This is a genomic window from Pantoea sp. GABEPS69 (assembly GCF_045780835.1).
Classification (GTDB): domain Bacteria; phylum Pseudomonadota; class Gammaproteobacteria; order Enterobacterales; family Enterobacteriaceae; genus Pantoea; species Pantoea septica.
Window position 1 is genome coordinate 4,029,028 of the sequence record NZ_CP118618.1, and the last position, 18,035, is coordinate 4,047,062.

The following is an 18,035-nucleotide window of genomic DNA, read 5'->3' on the forward strand; positions in this document are numbered from 1 at the left end:
AAATTCTCCTGACTTCTCTATTTAAAATTGCGGGGTCAGCTGCAGCGGCGGTTCCTGCAACAGCTTCTCCTGCTCGGTAAATTGCGAAATCTGTCTGCGCCAGAAATCCTCATCCGTCATCCATGGAAACGCACGGGGAAAGGCTGGATCCTGCCAGCGGCGCGCAACCCAGGCCAGATAATAAACCATGCGCATGGCGCGTAAAGGCTCAATCAGTGACAATTCATTAATATCAAAATCGCTGAACTCAGTATAAGCCTCAAGCAGGATATCCCACTGAATGCGCTGCTCCTGCCGATCGCCGTTGATCAGCATCCAGAGATCCTGCACCGCCGGCCCGTTACGCGCATCGTCGAGATCGACGAAGAAGGGTCCGTCGCGCCACAGAATATTGCCCGGATGGCAATCGCCATGGAGACGCAGCGGCTGCCAGCTGTGATGCCAGCGCTGCTGTAAGGCGACGCCAAGCTTATCTACGGCCTGCAACAGCGCCGGCTTCAGGGAAGCGGGCACCAGGGCATTGCTCGCCAGTTCGGCGCGCGGCTGATGCAGATACTCCTCTAAGTCCATGGTGGGACGGTGTTCAAAGCGCTGCTTGCGTCCGGTCTGGTGTATGCGCCCGAGAAAGCGACCGACCCACTCCAGATGCTCATCATTGTCGGTTTCATACTGACGACCGCCAAGACTGGGAAACACGGTAAACATGAAGCCAGCATGGCTATGCAGCGTTTTTCCCTGCAGGATCAGAGGCGCGGCAACCGGCACCTCATCCGCCTGCAGATCGCGCGTGAAGCTGTGCTCTTCTTCAATCTGCGCCGCGCTCCAGCGCTGCGGGCGATAAAACTTCACCACGTAGCGATGCCGGTCTTCATCACTGAACTGATAGACGCGGTTTTCATAGCTGTTAAGCGCGGTTAATCCAGACTCAACCCGAAGTCCGGTTTCCCATAGCGCATCGAGGATGGCGTCAGGATCAAGCGTCTGGAAATTAAAAGCGGCATCCATAGGATTATCCGTTACAGTCTTTACTCGAAGCCGCCAAGCATAGCATTAGTTATCATCCTTAATCACACCGCGCGCGCGCAGCAGCGCAGTTTTAAAATCCGTTTCATAATCTTTTTGTCGGCCGGGAATTTCCGCATACTTATCGGCGTTGCGCATTTTCAGATGGTAAATCAATACGTCATCGGTTAATTCACTTAATGGGCCACTGAAACCCGATTCCTGCGCCAGTTTTTGTAAAAACTGCGTCAGGTTAAGGTCAGGCTCCTGTTGCCACGCAGGACGCAGTAGCTCAAGCAGTTCATTCAGGCGATGGTATTTCATCTATTTGTCCTCATCACAGCTTTGTTATAAGCCTTTAAACAGGAGTATCGGCATGACAGCATTAACCGGCGTTATTCTGGCCGGCGGACAGGGGCGTCGCATGGGCGGTCAGGATAAAGGGCTGGTGCTGTTTCGCGGCATCCCGCTTTATCAGCATGTTCTTCAACGGCTCAGGCCGCAAGTCGACATTGTCATGATAAGCGCCAACCGTAACCTTGATCGTTATCAGTCGAGCGGCTGTAGGGTGATCTCTGATACTTTGCCTGACTATCCGGGACCGCTGGCGGGCATGCTGAGCGGCCTGCAAGCCGCGCAAACGGAATGGGTGGTCTTCTGTTCCTGCGACACGCCCTTCGTGCCCATTGATTACGTAGAGCAGCTAGAACGACGCAAAGCACAGGCACCTGCCGTGTGGGCGCGCTCGGTCGAGCGCGATCATCCCGCGCTGGCGCTGTTGCATCGCAGCCTTGCGGAGCCGCTTGCTGATTATTTGCAGCGCGGGGAGCGACGCCTGATGCAGTTTTTACGCGAACAGGGCGGCCATGCGGTGACGATAAGCCAGGATGACGCCGCGTTTCGCAATGTGAATACACCTGACGATCTCGAGGATAACGCGCGATGACGCTGCCGTTACTGGCTATCGCCGCCTGGAGCGGCACCGGGAAAACCACGCTTTTGCAACAGGTGATCCCGCAGCTGAAAGCGCGAGGCATTCGGCCCGGCTTGATAAAGCATACGCATCATCAGATGGAGATCGATACGCCGGGAAAAGACAGCTATCTGCTGCGAAAAGCGGGTGCTGATCAGGTTATTGTCGCCAGTTCGCAGCGCTGGGCGCTGATGTGCGAGACGCCGGACGTCACGCTTGATTTACGCTATCTGGTCAGTCGTATGGATGCGACGCTGCTGGATATGGTGCTGGTGGAAGGATTCAAAGATGAGCCGGTGCCAAAAATTATTCTGTGGCGCGCCGGCGTAAAAGGCGAGGATTTGCCGCTGCTGGACGAGCACGTTATCGCTGTCGCCAGCGATAGCCGCTTTGACACAGATGTGCCCTTGCTGGATCTCAATCGTCCCGACGAGATTACTGCCTTTATCGCCAAATGGTTAGGCAGAGAGTAACGCGATCCGACGTGCTGAAGGAGAGATCTTTTAGCGCGTTTTTTTCTGGCCTGAAAAGCAAAAAACCCTGACCGTGAGGTCAGGGTTATCGCAGTTGGATGCCTGGCAGTTCCCTACTCTCGCATGGGGAGACCCCACACTACCATCGGCGCTACGGCGTTTCACTTCTGAGTTCGGCATGGGGTCAGGTGGGACCGCCGCGCTAAGGCCGCCAGGCAAATTCTGTCTCCGCGCCGCCCGCAGGCCGCGCAGAATTATCCGTCACAAGCTGAAAATCTCGCGTCTCACAAAACGCCTCTGGCGTTGTAAGGTTAAGCCTCACGGGTCATTAGTACCGGTTAGCTCAACGCATCGCTGCGCTTACACACCCGGCCTATCAACGTCGTCGTCTTCAACGTCCCTTCAGGAGCATCAAGTGCTCAGGGAAAACTCATCTCGGGGCAAGTTTCGTGCTTAGATGCTTTCAGCACTTATCTCTTCCGCACTTAGCTACCGGGCAGTGCCATTGGCATGACAACCCGAACACCAGCGGTGCGTTCACTCCGGTCCTCTCGTACTAGGAGCAACCCCCCTCAGTTTTCCAGCGCCCACGGCAGATAGGGACCGAACTGTCTCACGACGTTCTAAACCCAGCTCGCGTACCACTTTAAACGGCGAACAGCCGTACCCTTGGGACCTACTTCAGCCCCAGGATGTGATGAGCCGACATCGAGGTGCCAAACACCGCCGTCGATATGAACTCTTGGGCGGTATCAGCCTGTTATCCCCGGAGTACCTTTTATCCGTTGAGCGATGGCCCTTCCATTCAGAACCACCGGATCACTATGACCTGCTTTCGCACCTGCTCGAGCCGTCACTCTCGCAGTCAAGCTGGCTTATGCCATTGCACTAACCTCCTGATGTCCGACCAGGATTAGCCAACCTTCGTGCTCCTCCGTTACGCTTTGGGAGGAGACCGCCCCAGTCAAACTACCCACCAGACACTGTCCGCAGCCCGGATAACGGGCCTACGTTAGAACACCAGCCATTAAAGGGTGGTATTTCAAGGATGGCTCCACGCAGACTGGCGTCCACGCTTCAAAGCCTCCCACCTATCCTACACATCAAGGACCAGTGTTCAGTGTCAAGCTGTAGTAAAGGTTCACGGGGTCTTTCCGTCTTGCCGCGGGTACACTGCATCTTCACAGCGATTTCAATTTCACTGAGTCTCGGGTGGAGACAGCCTGGCCATCATTACGCCATTCGTGCAGGTCGGAACTTACCCGACAAGGAATTTCGCTACCTTAGGACCGTTATAGTTACGGCCGCCGTTTACCGGGGCTTCGATCAAGAGCTTCTCCTTGCGGATAACCCCATCAATTAACCTTCCGGCACCGGGCAGGCGTCACACCGTATACGTCCACTTTCGTGTTTGCACAGTGCTGTGTTTTTAATAAACAGTTGCAGCCAGCTGGTATCTTCGACTGGCCTCGGCTCCGGGAGCAAGTCCCTTCACCTACGCGCCAGCGTGCCTTCTCCCGAAGTTACGGCACCATTTTGCCTAGTTCCTTCACCCGAGTTCTCTCAAGCGCCTTGGTATTCTCTACCTGACCACCTGTGTCGGTTTGGGGTACGATTTCGTGTTGCCTGGAGCTTAGAGGCTTTTCCTGGAAGCAGGGCATTTGTTGCTTCAGCACCGTAGTGCCTCGTCGTCACGCCTCAGTGTAAAGTGCACCGGATTTGCCTGGAGCACACACCTACACGCTTAAACCGGGACAACCGTCGCCCGGCCAACATAGCCTTCTCCGTCCCCCCTTCGCAGCAACACCAAGTACAGGAATATTAACCTGTTTCCCATCGACTACGCCTTTCGGCCTCGCCTTAGGGGTCGACTCACCCTGCCCCGATTAACGTTGGACAGGAACCCTTGGTCTTCCGGCGAGCGGGCTTTTCACCCGCTTTATCGTTACTTATGTCAGCATTCGCACTTCTGATACCTCCAGCATGCCTCACAGCACACCTTCGACGGCTTACAGAACGCTCCCCTACCCAACAACGCTTGCGCGTCGCTGCCGCAGCTTCGGTGCATGGTTTAGCCCCGTTACATCTTCCGCGCAGGCCGACTCGACCAGTGAGCTATTACGCTTTCTTTAAATGATGGCTGCTTCTAAGCCAACATCCTGGCTGTCTGGGCCTTCCCACATCGTTTCCCACTTAACCATGACTTTGGGACCTTAGCTGGCGGTCTGGGTTGTTTCCCTCTTCACGACGGACGTTAGCACCCGCCGTGTGTCTCCCGTGATAACATTCCTCGGTATTCGCAGTTTGCATCGGGTTGGTAAGCCGGGATGGCCCCCTAGCCGAAACAGTGCTCTACCCCCGAGGATGAGTTCACGAGGCGCTACCTAAATAGCTTTCGGGGAGAACCAGCTATCTCCCGGTTTGATTGGCCTTTCACCCCCAGCCACAGGTCATCCGCTAATTTTTCAACATTAGTCGGTTCGGTCCTCCAGTTAGTGTTACCCAACCTTCAACCTGCCCATGGCTAGATCACCGGGTTTCGGGTCTATACCCTGCAACTTAACGCCCAGTTAAGACTCGGTTTCCCTGCGGCTCCCCTATACGGTTAACCTTGCTACAGAATATAAGTCGCTGACCCATTATACAAAAGGTACGCAGTCACCCCATAAAGAGGCTCCCACTGCTTGTACGTACACGGTTTCAGGTTCTGTTTCACTCCCCTCGCCGGGGTTCTTTTCGCCTTTCCCTCACGGTACTGGTTCACTATCGGTCAGTCAGGAGTATTTAGCCTTGGAGGATGGTCCCCCCATATTCAGACAGGATACCACGTGTCCCGCCCTACTCATCGAGCTCACAGAATGTGTGTTTTCGTGTACGGGAGTGTCACCCTGTACCCTGCGACTTTCCAGACGCTTCCACTAACACACAAGCTGATTCAGGCTCTGGGCTGCTCCCCGTTCGCTCGCCGCTACTGGGGGAATCTCGGTTGATTTCTTTTCCTCGGGGTACTTAGATGTTTCAGTTCCCCCGGTTCGCCTCGCAACACTATGTATTCATGTTGCGATAGTGTGTCGAAACACACTGGGTTTCCCCATTCGGACATCGCCGGCTGTTGCGGTTCATATCACCTTGCCGGCGCTTTTCGCAGATTAGCACGTCCTTCATCGCCTCTGACTGCCAGGGCATCCACCGTGTACGCTTAGTCGCTTAACCTCACAACCCACAGGCGTCTTGCGACGTCGCGGATGTGATTATTGAGAGACTCGAACGCGCTGCCTTTATTCCTTATTACGGAGGAATAACGCGACGCGTCGTTTCAATTTTCAGCTTGTTCCGGATTGTTAAAGAGCAAATATCTTAAACATGACTCGTAAGTCATCTTTAAGATAGGAGGGTCGGCGACTTTCACTCACAAACCAGCAAGTGGCGTCCCCTAGGGGATTCGAACCCCTGTTACCGCCGTGAAAGGGCGGTGTCCTGGGCCTCTAGACGAAGGGGACATATAGCCTGCTTCGCAAGACGCCTTGCTCATACTTTCTATCAGACAATCTGTGTGAGCACTTCGAAGGCAGTATCTTCAGGTAAGGAGGTGATCCAACCGCAGGTTCCCCTACGGTTACCTTGTTACGACTTCACCCCAGTCATGAATCACAAAGTGGTAAGCGCCCTCCCGAAGGTTAAGCTACCTACTTCTTTTGCAACCCACTCCCATGGTGTGACGGGCGGTGTGTACAAGGCCCGGGAACGTATTCACCGTGGCATTCTGATCCACGATTACTAGCGATTCCGACTTCACGGAGTCGAGTTGCAGACTCCGATCCGGACTACGACGCACTTTATGAGGTCCGCTTGCTCTCGCGAGGTCGCTTCTCTTTGTATGCGCCATTGTAGCACGTGTGTAGCCCTACTCGTAAGGGCCATGATGACTTGACGTCATCCCCACCTTCCTCCGGTTTATCACCGGCAGTCTCCTTTGAGTTCCCGACCGAATCGCTGGCAACAAAGGATAAGGGTTGCGCTCGTTGCGGGACTTAACCCAACATTTCACAACACGAGCTGACGACAGCCATGCAGCACCTGTCTCAGAGTTCCCGAAGGCACCAAGGCATCTCTGCCAAGTTCTCTGGATGTCAAGAGTAGGTAAGGTTCTTCGCGTTGCATCGAATTAAACCACATGCTCCACCGCTTGTGCGGGCCCCCGTCAATTCATTTGAGTTTTAACCTTGCGGCCGTACTCCCCAGGCGGTCGACTTAACGCGTTAGCTCCGGAAGCCACTCCTCAGGGGAACAGCCTCCAAGTCGACATCGTTTACGGCGTGGACTACCAGGGTATCTAATCCTGTTTGCTCCCCACGCTTTCGCACCTGAGCGTCAGTCTTTGTCCAGGGGGCCGCCTTCGCCACCGGTATTCCTCCAGATCTCTACGCATTTCACCGCTACACCTGGAATTCTACCCCCCTCTACAAGACTCTAGCCTGCCAGTTTCGAATGCAGTTCCCAGGTTAAGCCCGGGGATTTCACATCCGACTTGACAGACCGCCTGCGTGCGCTTTACGCCCAGTAATTCCGATTAACGCTTGCACCCTCCGTATTACCGCGGCTGCTGGCACGGAGTTAGCCGGTGCTTCTTCTGCGGGTAACGTCAATCGACCCGGTTATTAACCGCGTCGCCTTCCTCCCCGCTGAAAGTACTTTACAACCCGAAGGCCTTCTTCATACACGCGGCATGGCTGCATCAGGCTTGCGCCCATTGTGCAATATTCCCCACTGCTGCCTCCCGTAGGAGTCTGGACCGTGTCTCAGTTCCAGTGTGGCTGGTCATCCTCTCAGACCAGCTAGGGATCGTCGCCTAGGTGAGCCGTTACCCCACCTACTAGCTAATCCCATCTGGGCACATCCGATGGTGTGAGGCCCGAAGGTCCCCCACTTTGGTCTTGCGACGTTATGCGGTATTAGCTACCGTTTCCAGTAGTTATCCCCCTCCATCGGGCAGTTTCCCAGACATTACTCACCCGTCCGCCACTCGCCACCCGAAGAGCAAGCTCTTCTGTGCTGCCGTTCGACTTGCATGTGTTAGGCCTGCCGCCAGCGTTCAATCTGAGCCATGATCAAACTCTTCAATTTAAGTTTGATTTGCTTAAACAAGTTAAGCGGTGCTCATCTGTAAAACGTCATAATGAATGTCATTATGTGTCCACTCGTGAGGCTTGATATTTTTTAAGCCCGAAGGCTTTGATATCTGCTCTCGAGTGCCCACACAGATTGTCTGATAAATTGTTAAAGAGCGGTGCAGTCAGCGGCGGAGCCTGCTGCTGCGAGGTGGCGTATATTACGCTACTCTCCTTCGGAGTCAACCCCTTTTTTCAGGTATTTCATCCGGCGGCTCAGCTTCCCGAGCCTCCTGAACACCGCATTCCGTAAGCCGTTGTGCCGTGTCAGTGGAGGCGCATTATAGGGAGTTCTTCCGGGCTGACAAGCATTTCTTTGAAAATAATTGCCGGATGCCTTTTTTTTAATCGAACGGGTTAAAAGCAGACATTTCCGGGCGAAAAAGCGCACAGAAACCGCCTTTCGCCGTGGAAAATTGCCAACCACCCCTTTTATGCCGATGCTATGCTGTCACTTCGGTTTCTTGCCAGCTACTGACACCTATATAGAAGGATTTTCGATGATACGATCCGCGCGCAGTATGGCCGGTCTGCCATGGATAGCCGCCATGGCGTTTTTTATGCAGGCTCTGGATGCCACCATTCTTAATACTGCGCTACCCGCTATCGCGACCAGCCTCGACCGCTCTCCTCTGGCCATGCAGTCCGCCGTTATCAGCTACACCCTTACCGTCGCCATGTTGATTCCTGTGAGCGGCTGGCTTGCCGACCGCTTCGGCACGCGCAAAGTCTTTATTATCGCAGTGTCGCTCTTTACCTTTGGCTCGCTGGCCTGTGCTTTATCGCAATCGCTGACAATGCTGGTGATCTCGCGCATCGTTCAGGGCGTAGGCGGCGCGATGATGATGCCGGTGGCGCGCCTGGCGTTGCTGCGCGCCTATCCGCGTAGCGAACTCCTGCCGGTGCTGAACTTCGTCACCATGCCCGGCCTGGTAGGGCCGATACTGGGGCCGCTGCTCGGCGGGTTACTGGTCACCTATGCTACCTGGCACTGGATATTCCTGATTAACATTCCCGTCGGCATCCTTGGCATTTTTTATGCGCGCAAATATATGCCGGACTTTACCTTGCCCAAGCGCCGCTTCGACTTTCTCGGCTTCCTGCTATTTGGTGCCGGATTAGTCTTGCTGTCGATCGGCATCGAGCTGTTCGGCGAGCGTATCGTCTCCGCATGGCTGGCTTCTGGCGTACTGGCGGCAGGCGTAATATTGCTGCTTCTTTATATCCTTCATGCGCGCCGTCACCCAGCGCCGCTAATCAGCCTGCCGTTGTTCAAGACCCGCACCTTTTCGGTCGGCATTATCGGTAATATTGCGTCGCGCCTCGGCACCGGCTGCGTCCCTTTCCTGATGCCGTTAATGTTGCAGGTTGGTTTTGGTTTCTCGGCGGTGGTAGCGGGCTGCATGATGGCGCCGACGGCCATCGGCTCGATTCTGGCCAAATCCACGGTGACTCAGGTGCTGCGCCTGTTCGGCTATCGCCGTACGCTGATCGGCATTACCATCGTCATCGGCATTCTGATCGCCAGCTTTGCGCTGCAGTCGCCGTCTGAAAGCATTATTCTGCTGCTGCTGCCGCTGTTTATTCTCGGCATGTCGATGTCAACGCAGTTCACCGCGATGAACACCATCACGCTGGCAGATTTGAATGATGATAACGCCAGCGGCGGTAATAGCGTGCTGGCGGTGACGCAGCAGCTGTCGATTAGCTTTGGCGTGGCGGTAAGCGCCGCGGTGCTGCGCTTTTATCAGGCGTTCGAAAACGGCACCGTCGAGCAGTTCCATGCGACCTTCCTGACGATGGGCATCGTCACGGTGATTTCGGCCTTTACCTTTGCGCTGCTGCGGCCGGGCGACGGCCGCCATCTGATCACCAATCGCGATAAAAAGAAGAAAAGCGCTTAAGTCGAGGCGCGCACCACCAGTTCCGGCGTCAGCACCAGCGTTTGCTGGCTGGCGTCGGGATCGTTCAGGCGATGGATTAAGGTATCGATCGCCAGCTGGCCCAGCTCATCTTTCGGCTGATGAATCGTGGTCAGCGGCGGCGTCAGATAGCGCGCCAGCTCGATATCGTCATATCCCATCACCGCCATATCCTGCGGAATACGCAATCCCGCCTCAAACAACGCGTGATAAACGCCGACCGCCATGGCGTCGTTGCTGGTGAAAACCGCCTGTGGCGGCGACGCCAGCGCCAGCAGTTCTTTCATGGCGCTGTAGCCGCCCTGAAATTCGAAGTCGCTGTTAATCACGTAGCCGGCCGGAATTGCCAGCCCGTTTTTCTCCATCGCATGGTAATAGCCCTGCAGACGCATCCGTCCCGGAGTTTTATCCAGCGGGCCGGAAATACAGGCGATGCGGGTATAGCCGCTATCAATCAGATGTTGCGTCGCCAGTTCGCCGCCCAGCAGCGCATTGTCCTGAATAATATCGCCTTGCCCTTCAAACGGCGCCCAGTCCATCATCACGGCAGGAATAGAAGGATAGCGATTAAGGATGGCTGCCGAGGGCAGATGACTTTCGGTGCACATGATCAGCAGGCCGTCGACGCGCTTTTGCAGCAGCGTTTCCAGGCTGCGGTTCATGCGCTCCTCGTCGCCCGCCGTATTGCAGAGGATCAGGCTGTAGCCGCGCTCGTAACAGCTGTCTTCGACGCCGCGTACCACTTCGGCGTAAAAAGGGTTGCTGCTGGTCGTCAGCAGCATGCCGATGGTGTGCGTCTGGTTAAGCTTGAGGCTGCGCGCCAGCGCTGAAGGCGCGTAGTTCAGCGTGCTGATCGCCCGATCGACCTTCTCGCGCACCGCTTCGCTAACAAAGCGGTTGTTGTTGATAACGTGCGAGACGGTGGAGGTGGAGACGCCCGCCATGCGGGCGACATCTTTCATGGTAGCCAAGGCTTAACCCTGCTGAAGTAGAAAATCGTCGATTTCCGCGCGCCAGGGCACGGAGGGCTGCGCGCCCGGACGCGTGACGGCGATTGCCGCCGCCGCATGGGCGAAGCGTACCGCCTCATGCAGGCTTTTGCCTTCCAGCCGCGCCGTAATAAATGCGCCGTTAAAGGTGTCACCTGCCGCAATGGTATCGACTGCCTTCACCGTAAAGCCGGCAATGCGCTCGCCTTTTTCGCCCTGCTCGCTCAGCCAGACGCCGCGACGTCCCAGAGTGATCAGCACGGTGCCGATGCCTTTAGCGTGCAGCGCCTCAGCGGCGCGCGCAGCGTCCTCGTCGCTGGAGACGGCGATGCCGGTCAGGCTTTCCGCTTCGGTTTCATTAGGCGTAATGATATCCACCAGCGCCAGCAGCTCATCGTCGAGCGGCGTCGCCGGCGCGGGGTTGAGGATCACCTGCGTCTGATGAGCGCGCGCGATCTTCGCCGCAGCCAGCACGCTCTCCAGCGGCGACTCCAGCTGCATCAGCAACGCCGAGGCGTTGACGATGACCTGCTGATGACGCGCCACGCAGTCAGGCGTTAACGCCGCATTGGCACCCGCGCAGATGCCGATGCTGTTTTCCCCTTCGCCGTTGACGAAAATCATCGCCACGCCGGTGGGTTCGCCGCTCACGGTTTCAACCGCGGCGGTCTCGACGCTGTCCCGCGCCAGCTGCGCGCGAATACGCTCGCCGATGGCGTCATCGCCAAGGCAGGCGATAAAGGCGATATCTGCGCCAGCTCGCCCGGCGGCGACCGCCTGGTTCGCCCCTTTGCCGCCAAACGCAACGGTATACTGCTCCCCGATCACCGTTTCGCCGGGACGAGGAAAGTGCGTCAGGTTAAGAATGTGGTCAGCATTAATGCTGCCGAGAACGGCCAGTTTTGCGCTTTTGCTCATAGGGTGTGATCCAGAAAGAGTGCGCCACCGGATTAGGGTGGCGCATTGCCCTGCTTTTCTTTGAGTTATTTGGTGACCAGTTTCAGGTCAACGGGATTGATGGCCTGCACTTTTTCACCTTTCAGCACTTTATCGGCGGTATCGACGCCAATCATGCCGATCTTATCCGGCATCTGAGCGACCGTCGCCGCCAGTTTGCCGCCTTCGACCGCTTTCACGCCGTCGGCGGTGCCGTCAAAGCCGACTACCACGACATCAGATTTCCCGGCGGTTTGCAATGCGCGTAACGCGCCAAGCGCCATTTCATCATTTTGCGCAAATACCGCCTGCACGTCCGGGTGCGCCTGCAGCAGGTTCTGCATCACGTTCAGACCCTTAGTGCGATCGAAGTCCGCTGGCTGGCTCGCCAGCACCTGGAATTTATGCGCGTCCGAGGCCTGTTTAAAGCCTTCGCCGCGCTCACGCGCCGCAGAGGTGCCAGCAATACCCTGCAGTTCAATAATTTTGGCGCTGTCGCCCAGACGTTTAGCGATGTAGTCGCCCGCCATTTTACCGCCGAAACGGTTGTCGGAGGCGACATGGCTCACCACTTTGCCCTGTGCCGCGACGCGGTCCAGCGTGATCACCGGAATATTGGCCTGGTTGGCCATTTTTACCGCATTGCCGACCGCATCGGAATCGGTTGGGTTGATCAGCAGCAGTTTGGCACCGCGCACGGTCAGATCCTGCACGTTTGCCAGTTCTTTCGCCGGGTTGTTCTGCGAATCCAGCACCACCAGGTTATAGCCCAGTTTGTCAGCCTCTTTCTGCGCGCCCTCTTTCAGCGAGACGAAGAAGGGGTTATTCAGCGTCGATACCACCAGCGCGATGGTATCTTTCGCCACTGCGCTGGCGCTTAATGTCGCGCCGAGGATCACAGCCAGTGCGGTCAACTTTTTCATCATTTCATCCTGTGTAAAGGTCAGAGTTATTTACTGCTTTTGTTATCCACCAGTACCGCCAGCAGGATTACCACCGCTTTTACGATCATCTGGTAGTAGGAAGAGACGCCCATCAGGTTCAGGCCGTTATTCAGGAAGCCCAGGATCAGCGCGCCAATCAGGGTGCCCATAATGCGCCCTTTACCGCCCGCCAGACTGGTGCCACCCAGCACCACCGCCGCGATAGCGTCCAGCTCGTAGCCGGTGCCCGCCGTCGGCTGCGCCGAAGAGAGGCGCGCGACTTCAATGGTGCCCGCCAGCGCGGCCAGCATGCCGCTCAGGGCGTAGACAATCACTTTTACGCGGTTAACGTTGATGCCGGAGAGACGAGTAGCCGCTTCATTGCCGCCCAGCGCGTAGATGTAACGGCCAAGGCGCGTATGGTGCAGCATGTACCAGGCGAGCAGGAAGACGACGGCCATCAGCCACACCGGCGTCGGAATCCCCAGCGGACGGCCGATGCCGAACCAGCCGAAGAGATCGGCGTTGTCGTTAAAGCCGGTATTAATCGGGCTGCCGTCGGTGTAGACCATGGTGACGCCGCGCAGCAGCAGCATCATCACCAGCGTGGCGATAAAGGCCTGCACTTTGCCGCGCGCCACGATAGTACCGGTTACGGCGCCGATCGCCGCCCCCAGCGCCAGCGCGCCCGCGACCGCCACCAGCGCGTTGACTTCCATGCCCACCAGCGAGGCGGCCACCGCACCCGTCAGCGCCAGCAGCGATCCCACCGAGAGATCGATGCCGGAGGTGAGGATCACCAGCGTCATGCCGACCGCCATAATGGCGTTGACCGAGGTCTGCTGCAGAATATTGAACAAGTTCGCTACGGTGAAAAAGTTAGGGCTCTGGCTCGCCACCACCGCGATCAGCACGATGAGCGCAATCAGCGATTTTTGCTCCATCAGCCAGGCTTTGCTGAACCAGCGACGGCTGGACGGTAAGGTTTGGGTGCTCATACAACTAAATCCTCGCTGTGTTGCTTGCCTACGGCTGCCGCCATTAAAGATTCCTGCGTCGCCTGCTCGCGGGTAAATTCGCCGCCGGAACGGCCTTCATGCATCACCAGAATGCGGTCGCTCATGCCAAGCACTTCCGGCATCTCTGATGAGACGAGAATGATGCTTAGCCCTTCGGCCTTGAACTGATTGATAAGCTGGTAAATCTCTTTCTTCGCCCCGACGTCGACGCCGCGCGTCGGTTCGTCCAGGATCAGCACGTTGGGACGCGTCATCAGCCCGCGCGCGATGGCCACTTTCTGCTGATTGCCGCCGGAGAGCAGGCCGATCGCCTGTTCCATTGACGGCGTTTTGATATTGAAAAGGCGGATAAAATCGCCCACCGCCAGCTGCTCGGCGGCATGTTTCAGCGTGCCGCTGCCGTTGCTGAAATAGCGCAGCGCCGTCAGCGACATGTTCTCTTTTACCGACATGCCCAGCACCAGCCCGTCGCGCTTGCGATCCTCGGAGATATAGACGATGCCGTTGGCCAGGCCATCCTGCGGCGCGCGCGTCACTACTTCGCGGCCGTCGAGCCAGACGCGGCCTTTGCTGCGCGGCAGGGCGCCGTAAAGCAGCTTCATCAGCTCGGTGCGTCCGGCGCCCATCAGCCCGGAGACGCCAAGGATCTCGCCTTTGCGCAGCGTAAAGCTGACGTCGTGCACGCCCGGTCCGCTAAGGTTTTCGACCTTGAGGCGAACGTCTCCCGGCGCCTGGTCGAGGCGCGGGTATTGATCTTCCAGCTTGCGCCCGACCATCATCTCGATCAGGCTCTCTTCGCTGAGCTCCTTCACCGGACGTTCGGCAATAAACTGGCCGTCGCGGAAAACCGTCACGTCGTCGCAAATCTCGAAGATCTCTTTCATACGGTGGGAGATATAGACAATGCCGCAGCCCTGCGCCTTCAGCTCGTTGATCACGCGAAACAGCGACAGCGTTTCGGTATCGGTTAGCGCGTCGGTCGGCTCATCCATAATGATCACCTGCGACTTAAAGCTCAGGACTTTGGCGATCTCCACCATCTGCTGATCGCCGATTGAAAGATCGCCCACCAGCTTGTGGCTGTTGAAACGCAGGTTAAGACGCTTCAGCAGCGCGTCCGCCTCGGCGTACATCCGTTTCCAGTCGATACGGCCGAAACGGTTAACGAACTCGCGCCCCAGAAAAATATTTTCCGCCACGGTCAGCTGCGGGATGAGGTTCAGTTCCTGATGAATAATGCCGATACCCGCTTCCTGCGACGCTTTCGGGCCGCTGAAGGTGGTCTCTTCGCCAAGCCAGCGCAGCGAACCCGCGTCGCGGCTGTAGATGCCGGTCAGCACCTTCATCATGGTGGATTTGCCGGCGCCGTTCTCGCCTACCAGCGCCATCACGCGTCCTGGATAGACCGCCAGCGACGCGCTCTTTAACGCCTTTACGCCGGGAAAGGATTTCTCAATCCCCTGGAGCTGTAATAAGGGTTGCATAACGGCCTCAGAAGGTGACGCCAGCGCTCAGGATGACATTCGCAAACGGAGAGCACTCTCCGCTGCGAATGACCGCCTGACTGCGTTGAGTCTGTTGTTTGAACTGTTCATGACTGGTGTAACGCACTGCAATAGTGTTTCCCTGGTGCTGTTGCAAGGCTTCGAGCACGGCGAGAAGCTCGCTATGGAGCTGCGGATTGTGCTGCTTAATCTCTTCCGCAATCAGGGCGCTTTCCACCTGCATCTCCAGCGTGACGGCTTTTACCACCTGCATAAAATCGGGCGTGCCCGGCGTCAGCGCCAGATCGATGCGCTGCGGTCCTGCCGGGATCGGCAAACCGGCATCGGCAATGGTCAGCGTATCCGTATGGCCCAGGCGGGCAATCACGTAAGAGAGTTCAGCGTTTAACAGGCGACCTTTTTTCATTTTCTGCTCCAGAGCGAAACGTTTCGCTAGCGGCAGTGTATGAAATGGCGGCAGTAACTCAACGGGGGAAATCGAGAAGTGTGATCGTTATCGAAACGTTTCGCTCGCGCGAAGGCGAATTTGACTTAGGCGATAAAAAGGGCCGCTGAAGCGGCCCGGCAGGGAAGACGTTACGGCGCTTTGCGCACCTGCTTAACGTCAAGTTCGATGCTGTTGAAATCTTTATCCAGCTCGCCCGTCAGTTCAACGCGATCTTTCGGCGTAATAGTCAAACCGTCCCAGCGCTTGTGGTCGATCTCAACTTTCATGGTGCCGGTGGCGTCGCGAAACAGATAATCCTCGTCGCCGATCTGCTTCTCCAGCTGGCCGCGCACGGTGATCCAGCTGTCGTCTTTCATCTCTTCCGCCTGCTTAACGGTCACCACGCTACTCTGGTCGTTTTGAAAACCTCCCTGTTTCGCCTGAGCGGCAGGCGCATTCGCATCGACAAATCCGCCCTGAGTCGCGGCAAAGACCGGCGCAGTGGTCAGCGCCAGGATAGCTAAAAGTGCGGCATGCTTTTTCATATAGTCACCTCGTTTCCATGAATGTGTGTTTGGTACGCTTCCTATTAAAACAGCGACTTCTTAACAGGATCTTAAGAGGTAAAAATAAGCGAAATGTGGCGATATCGCCTGTACAAGCGTCGTTCTCCTTCGTATAAAGCCTTTGCGGACAAAGGAGGGAAGATGCGCATTTTACTGATTGAGGATGACCGGCTGATTGGCGACGGCATCAAGGCGGGCCTGGGCAAATTAGGTTTCAGCGTCGACTGGTTTGTTTCCGGCGATGAGGGTTTCGCCGCGCTGCATGCGGCGCCCTGGGATGCGGTGATCCTCGATCTTTCGCTGCCGCAGCGCGACGGGCTGGAGATTTTGCGCGACTGGCGACAGCAGGGCGCAGACGTGCCGGTACTGATCCTGACCGCGCGCGATGCCCTCGATCAGCGCGTGGAGGGTTTGCAGCTGGGCGCGGACGATTATCTCTGCAAACCCTTCGCCCTGACGGAAGTCGCCGCGCGGCTACAGGCGCTCATCCGGCGTCGCCACGGCCAGCTGCAGCCGGAGCTGCGTCACGGTAACGTCATTATGCAGCCTGCTAGCCACAGCGTGACGCGCGATGGCGAGCTGGTTCCGCTTAAAAGCCGGGAGCTGGCGCTGCTGGAACTCTTTTTACGCCATCCAGGCCGCGTGCTGACGCGCGCGCAGCTGGAAGAGAAGCTCTACAGCTGGGATGCCGACGTCTCCAGCAACGCGGTAGAAGTGCATATTCATCACCTGCGTAAAAAGCTCGACGCGACCTTTATCCGTACCGTGCACGGCGTCGGCTATATGCTGGGAGAGCCGCAATGAGCCTGTTTCTCCGGCTTGGCGTCGGTTTCGTGCTGCTGCTCGGCCTCTGCTGGGGCAGCGCCAGCCTGAGCGCCTGGCTACAAACACGCGACACCATCAACGAGCTTTTCGACACCCAGCAGCTGCTGTTCGCCAAACGCCTGATGGCGCTTGACCTCGCCGCACCCGCTGACGCCACCCTGCCCGAAAACAAGGCGCTGCTGCGCCATCATCGCGGCGATCAGGATGACGACGCGCTCGCCTTTGCTATTTTCACCCGAGACGGCAGACCAGTGTTGAACGACGGCGAAAACGGCAGAATGCTACCGTTCGACGCCGAGGCGCAGGGATTTCACGACGGGCGGTTAATCGACGACGACGACGCCTGGCGGTTTGTCTGGCTGACGACGCCGGACGGCCAGCACCGCATCGTGGTGGGCCAGGAGTGGGAATACCGCGACGATATGGCGAAAGCGCTGGTGCAAAGCAGCATTCTGCCTTGGCTTATCGCGCTGCCGCTAATGCTGTTACTGCTGCTCGGCCTGGTGTGGCGCGAGCTGCGCCCGCTCAAGCGCATCACGCAGCTGCTGGCGCAGCGCGCGCCGGACGACGACAGGCCGCTGGACGCCGGGCGCGTGCCGCTGGAGGTCAGACCGCTGACGGAAGCGTTGAACGGGCTGTTCAGCCGCATCAGCGCCATGGTGCAGCGCGAGCGCCGCTTTACCTCCGACGCCGCCCATGAGTTACGCAGTCCGCTGGCGGCGCTGCGCGTGCAGAGCGAAGTAGTGCAGCTTGCCGCTGACGACGAGGTGATGCGCCAGCACGCTTTGCGCCAGCTGGACGCCGGCATTCAGCGCGCCACGCGGCTGGTGGATCAGCTGCTGACGCTGTCGCGCGCCGAAGCTGAGGATGCACGCGGGGCGTTTCAGCCTGTCGACCTCCATAACCTGCTGCAGGAGGCGCTGGCCGAGCAGCTGCCGCACGCCGATCGCGCCGGCGTCGCGCTGCGTCTGGAAAGCCTTGCCGAGCCGGTTATTCAGGGTCATCCGCTGCTGCTGTCGCTGCTGGCGCGCAACCTGCTGGACAACGCCATCCGCTACACGCCGGAAGGCAGCAACGTCAGGGTAGTGCTGGAAAGCCGCGGGTTGCGCGTCGAGGATAATGGCGCGGGCCTGAGCGAGACGGAGCTTCAGCGTCTGGGCGAGCGCTTCTGGCGGCCGCCGGGACAGGAGAAGAGCGGCAGCGGGCTGGGATTATCGATCGTGCGGAACGTCGCGCAGCTGCACGGTATGCAGCTGCGCTTCAGCCAGTGCGAGGGCGGCGGACTCTGCGTCGCCCTGCGCTGGTAA

At 57.5% G+C, this 18,035-nt stretch carries 14 protein-coding genes, 1 tRNA gene and 3 rRNA genes; 5 read left to right on the forward strand and 13 right to left on the reverse strand.

Annotated features, from left to right (window positions below; genetic code table 11):
* Positions 1 to 21: 21 nt before the first annotated feature.
* Entirely contained in the window at positions 22 to 1,005 is a 984-nt protein-coding gene (locus PVE98_RS19490) for a serine/threonine protein kinase (RefSeq protein WP_033754217.1), read from the reverse strand.
* Between the two features lie 45 nt (positions 1,006 to 1,050).
* Entirely contained in the window at positions 1,051 to 1,326 is a 276-nt protein-coding gene (locus tag PVE98_RS19495) for a DUF1040 family protein (RefSeq protein ID WP_033754214.1), read from the reverse strand.
* Between the two features lie 52 nt (positions 1,327 to 1,378).
* Between PVE98_RS19495 and mobA the strand changes: the two genes are divergently transcribed.
* Both mobA and mobB read left to right on the forward strand, forming a co-directional pair.
* Positions 1,379 to 1,948 (forward strand): molybdenum cofactor guanylyltransferase MobA, encoded by a 570-nt coding sequence (mobA, locus tag PVE98_RS19500; RefSeq protein WP_033754211.1) that lies wholly within the window; start codon positions 1,379 to 1,381, stop codon positions 1,946 to 1,948.
* Positions 1,945 to 2,448 (forward strand): molybdopterin-guanine dinucleotide biosynthesis protein MobB, encoded by a 504-nt coding sequence (mobB, locus tag PVE98_RS19505; RefSeq protein WP_096072298.1) that lies wholly within the window; start codon positions 1,945 to 1,947, stop codon positions 2,446 to 2,448. Before mobA ends, mobB begins: the two co-directional genes overlap by 4 nt.
* A gap of 100 nt (positions 2,449 to 2,548) precedes the next feature.
* Here mobB and rrf read toward each other — a convergent pair.
* The 4 genes from rrf to PVE98_RS19525 form a co-directional block, all read right to left on the reverse strand.
* A 5S ribosomal RNA gene (rrf, locus tag PVE98_RS19510) occupies positions 2,549 to 2,664 on the reverse strand.
* Between the two features lie 91 nt (positions 2,665 to 2,755).
* A 23S ribosomal RNA gene (locus tag PVE98_RS19515) occupies positions 2,756 to 5,661 on the reverse strand.
* A 211-nt stretch (positions 5,662 to 5,872) separates the two neighbouring features.
* Positions 5,873 to 5,948, reverse strand: a tRNA-Glu gene (locus PVE98_RS19520).
* An 82-nt stretch (positions 5,949 to 6,030) separates the two neighbouring features.
* Positions 6,031 to 7,572 (reverse strand): 16S ribosomal RNA (locus PVE98_RS19525).
* The 16S, 23S and 5S rRNA genes sit together here with 1 tRNA gene alongside, the layout of an rRNA operon.
* Before the next feature lie 544 nt (positions 7,573 to 8,116).
* Between PVE98_RS19525 and mdtD the strand changes: the two genes are divergently transcribed.
* Complete coding sequence (mdtD, locus tag PVE98_RS19530) at positions 8,117 to 9,520, forward strand: multidrug transporter subunit MdtD (protein ID WP_096072296.1); 1,404 nt, start codon at positions 8,117 to 8,119, stop codon at positions 9,518 to 9,520.
* Here the strand turns inward: mdtD and rbsR are convergent.
* The 7 genes from rbsR to PVE98_RS19565 all read right to left on the reverse strand — a co-directional run bounded on the left by rbsR (position 9,517) and on the right by PVE98_RS19565 (position 15,882).
* Positions 9,517 to 10,509 (reverse strand): ribose operon transcriptional repressor RbsR, encoded by a 993-nt coding sequence (gene rbsR, locus PVE98_RS19535; protein WP_369826120.1) that lies wholly within the window; start codon positions 10,507 to 10,509, stop codon positions 9,517 to 9,519. The genes mdtD and rbsR overlap by 4 nt on opposite strands.
* A 3-nt stretch (positions 10,510 to 10,512) precedes the next feature.
* Positions 10,513 to 11,445 carry a ribokinase gene (gene rbsK / locus PVE98_RS19540; RefSeq protein WP_033755345.1) on the reverse strand — a complete coding sequence of 311 codons (933 nt, stop codon included), beginning with the start codon at positions 11,443 to 11,445 and terminating at the stop codon, positions 10,513 to 10,515.
* Between the two features lie 65 nt (positions 11,446 to 11,510).
* Entirely contained in the window at positions 11,511 to 12,386 is an 876-nt protein-coding gene (gene rbsB, locus PVE98_RS19545; RefSeq protein ID WP_033755347.1) for a ribose ABC transporter substrate-binding protein RbsB, read from the reverse strand.
* A gap of 26 nt (positions 12,387 to 12,412) precedes the next feature.
* Positions 12,413 to 13,384, reverse strand: a complete 972-nt coding sequence (gene rbsC, locus PVE98_RS19550; protein WP_033755349.1) for a ribose ABC transporter permease — start codon at positions 13,382 to 13,384, stop codon at positions 12,413 to 12,415.
* The gene (gene rbsA / locus PVE98_RS19555) at positions 13,381 to 14,889 is read right to left on the reverse strand and encodes a ribose ABC transporter ATP-binding protein RbsA (RefSeq protein ID WP_033755352.1); all 1,509 of its coding nucleotides are present in this window, start codon (positions 14,887 to 14,889) and stop codon (positions 13,381 to 13,383) included. The genes rbsC and rbsA overlap by 4 nt, the downstream gene beginning before the upstream one ends.
* Before the next feature lie 7 nt (positions 14,890 to 14,896).
* Positions 14,897 to 15,316 (reverse strand): D-ribose pyranase, encoded by a 420-nt coding sequence (gene rbsD, locus PVE98_RS19560; protein WP_096072294.1) that lies wholly within the window; start codon positions 15,314 to 15,316, stop codon positions 14,897 to 14,899.
* Positions 15,317 to 15,486: 170 nt separating this feature from the next.
* Positions 15,487 to 15,882: a YgiW/YdeI family stress tolerance OB fold protein gene (locus tag PVE98_RS19565; protein ID WP_096072293.1), complete on the reverse strand. Its 396-nt coding sequence runs from the start codon at positions 15,880 to 15,882 to the stop codon at positions 15,487 to 15,489.
* A 162-nt stretch (positions 15,883 to 16,044) separates the two neighbouring features.
* Here PVE98_RS19565 and qseB point away from each other — a divergent pair, with 162 nt between their 5' ends.
* Positions 16,045 to 16,707, forward strand: a complete 663-nt coding sequence (gene qseB, locus PVE98_RS19570) for a quorum sensing response regulator transcription factor QseB (protein ID WP_407568536.1) — start codon at positions 16,045 to 16,047, stop codon at positions 16,705 to 16,707.
* Positions 16,704 to 18,035 carry a quorum sensing histidine kinase QseC gene (qseC, locus tag PVE98_RS19575; protein WP_096072292.1) on the forward strand — a complete coding sequence of 444 codons (1,332 nt, stop codon included), beginning with the start codon at positions 16,704 to 16,706 and terminating at the stop codon, positions 18,033 to 18,035. The genes qseB and qseC overlap by 4 nt, the downstream gene beginning before the upstream one ends.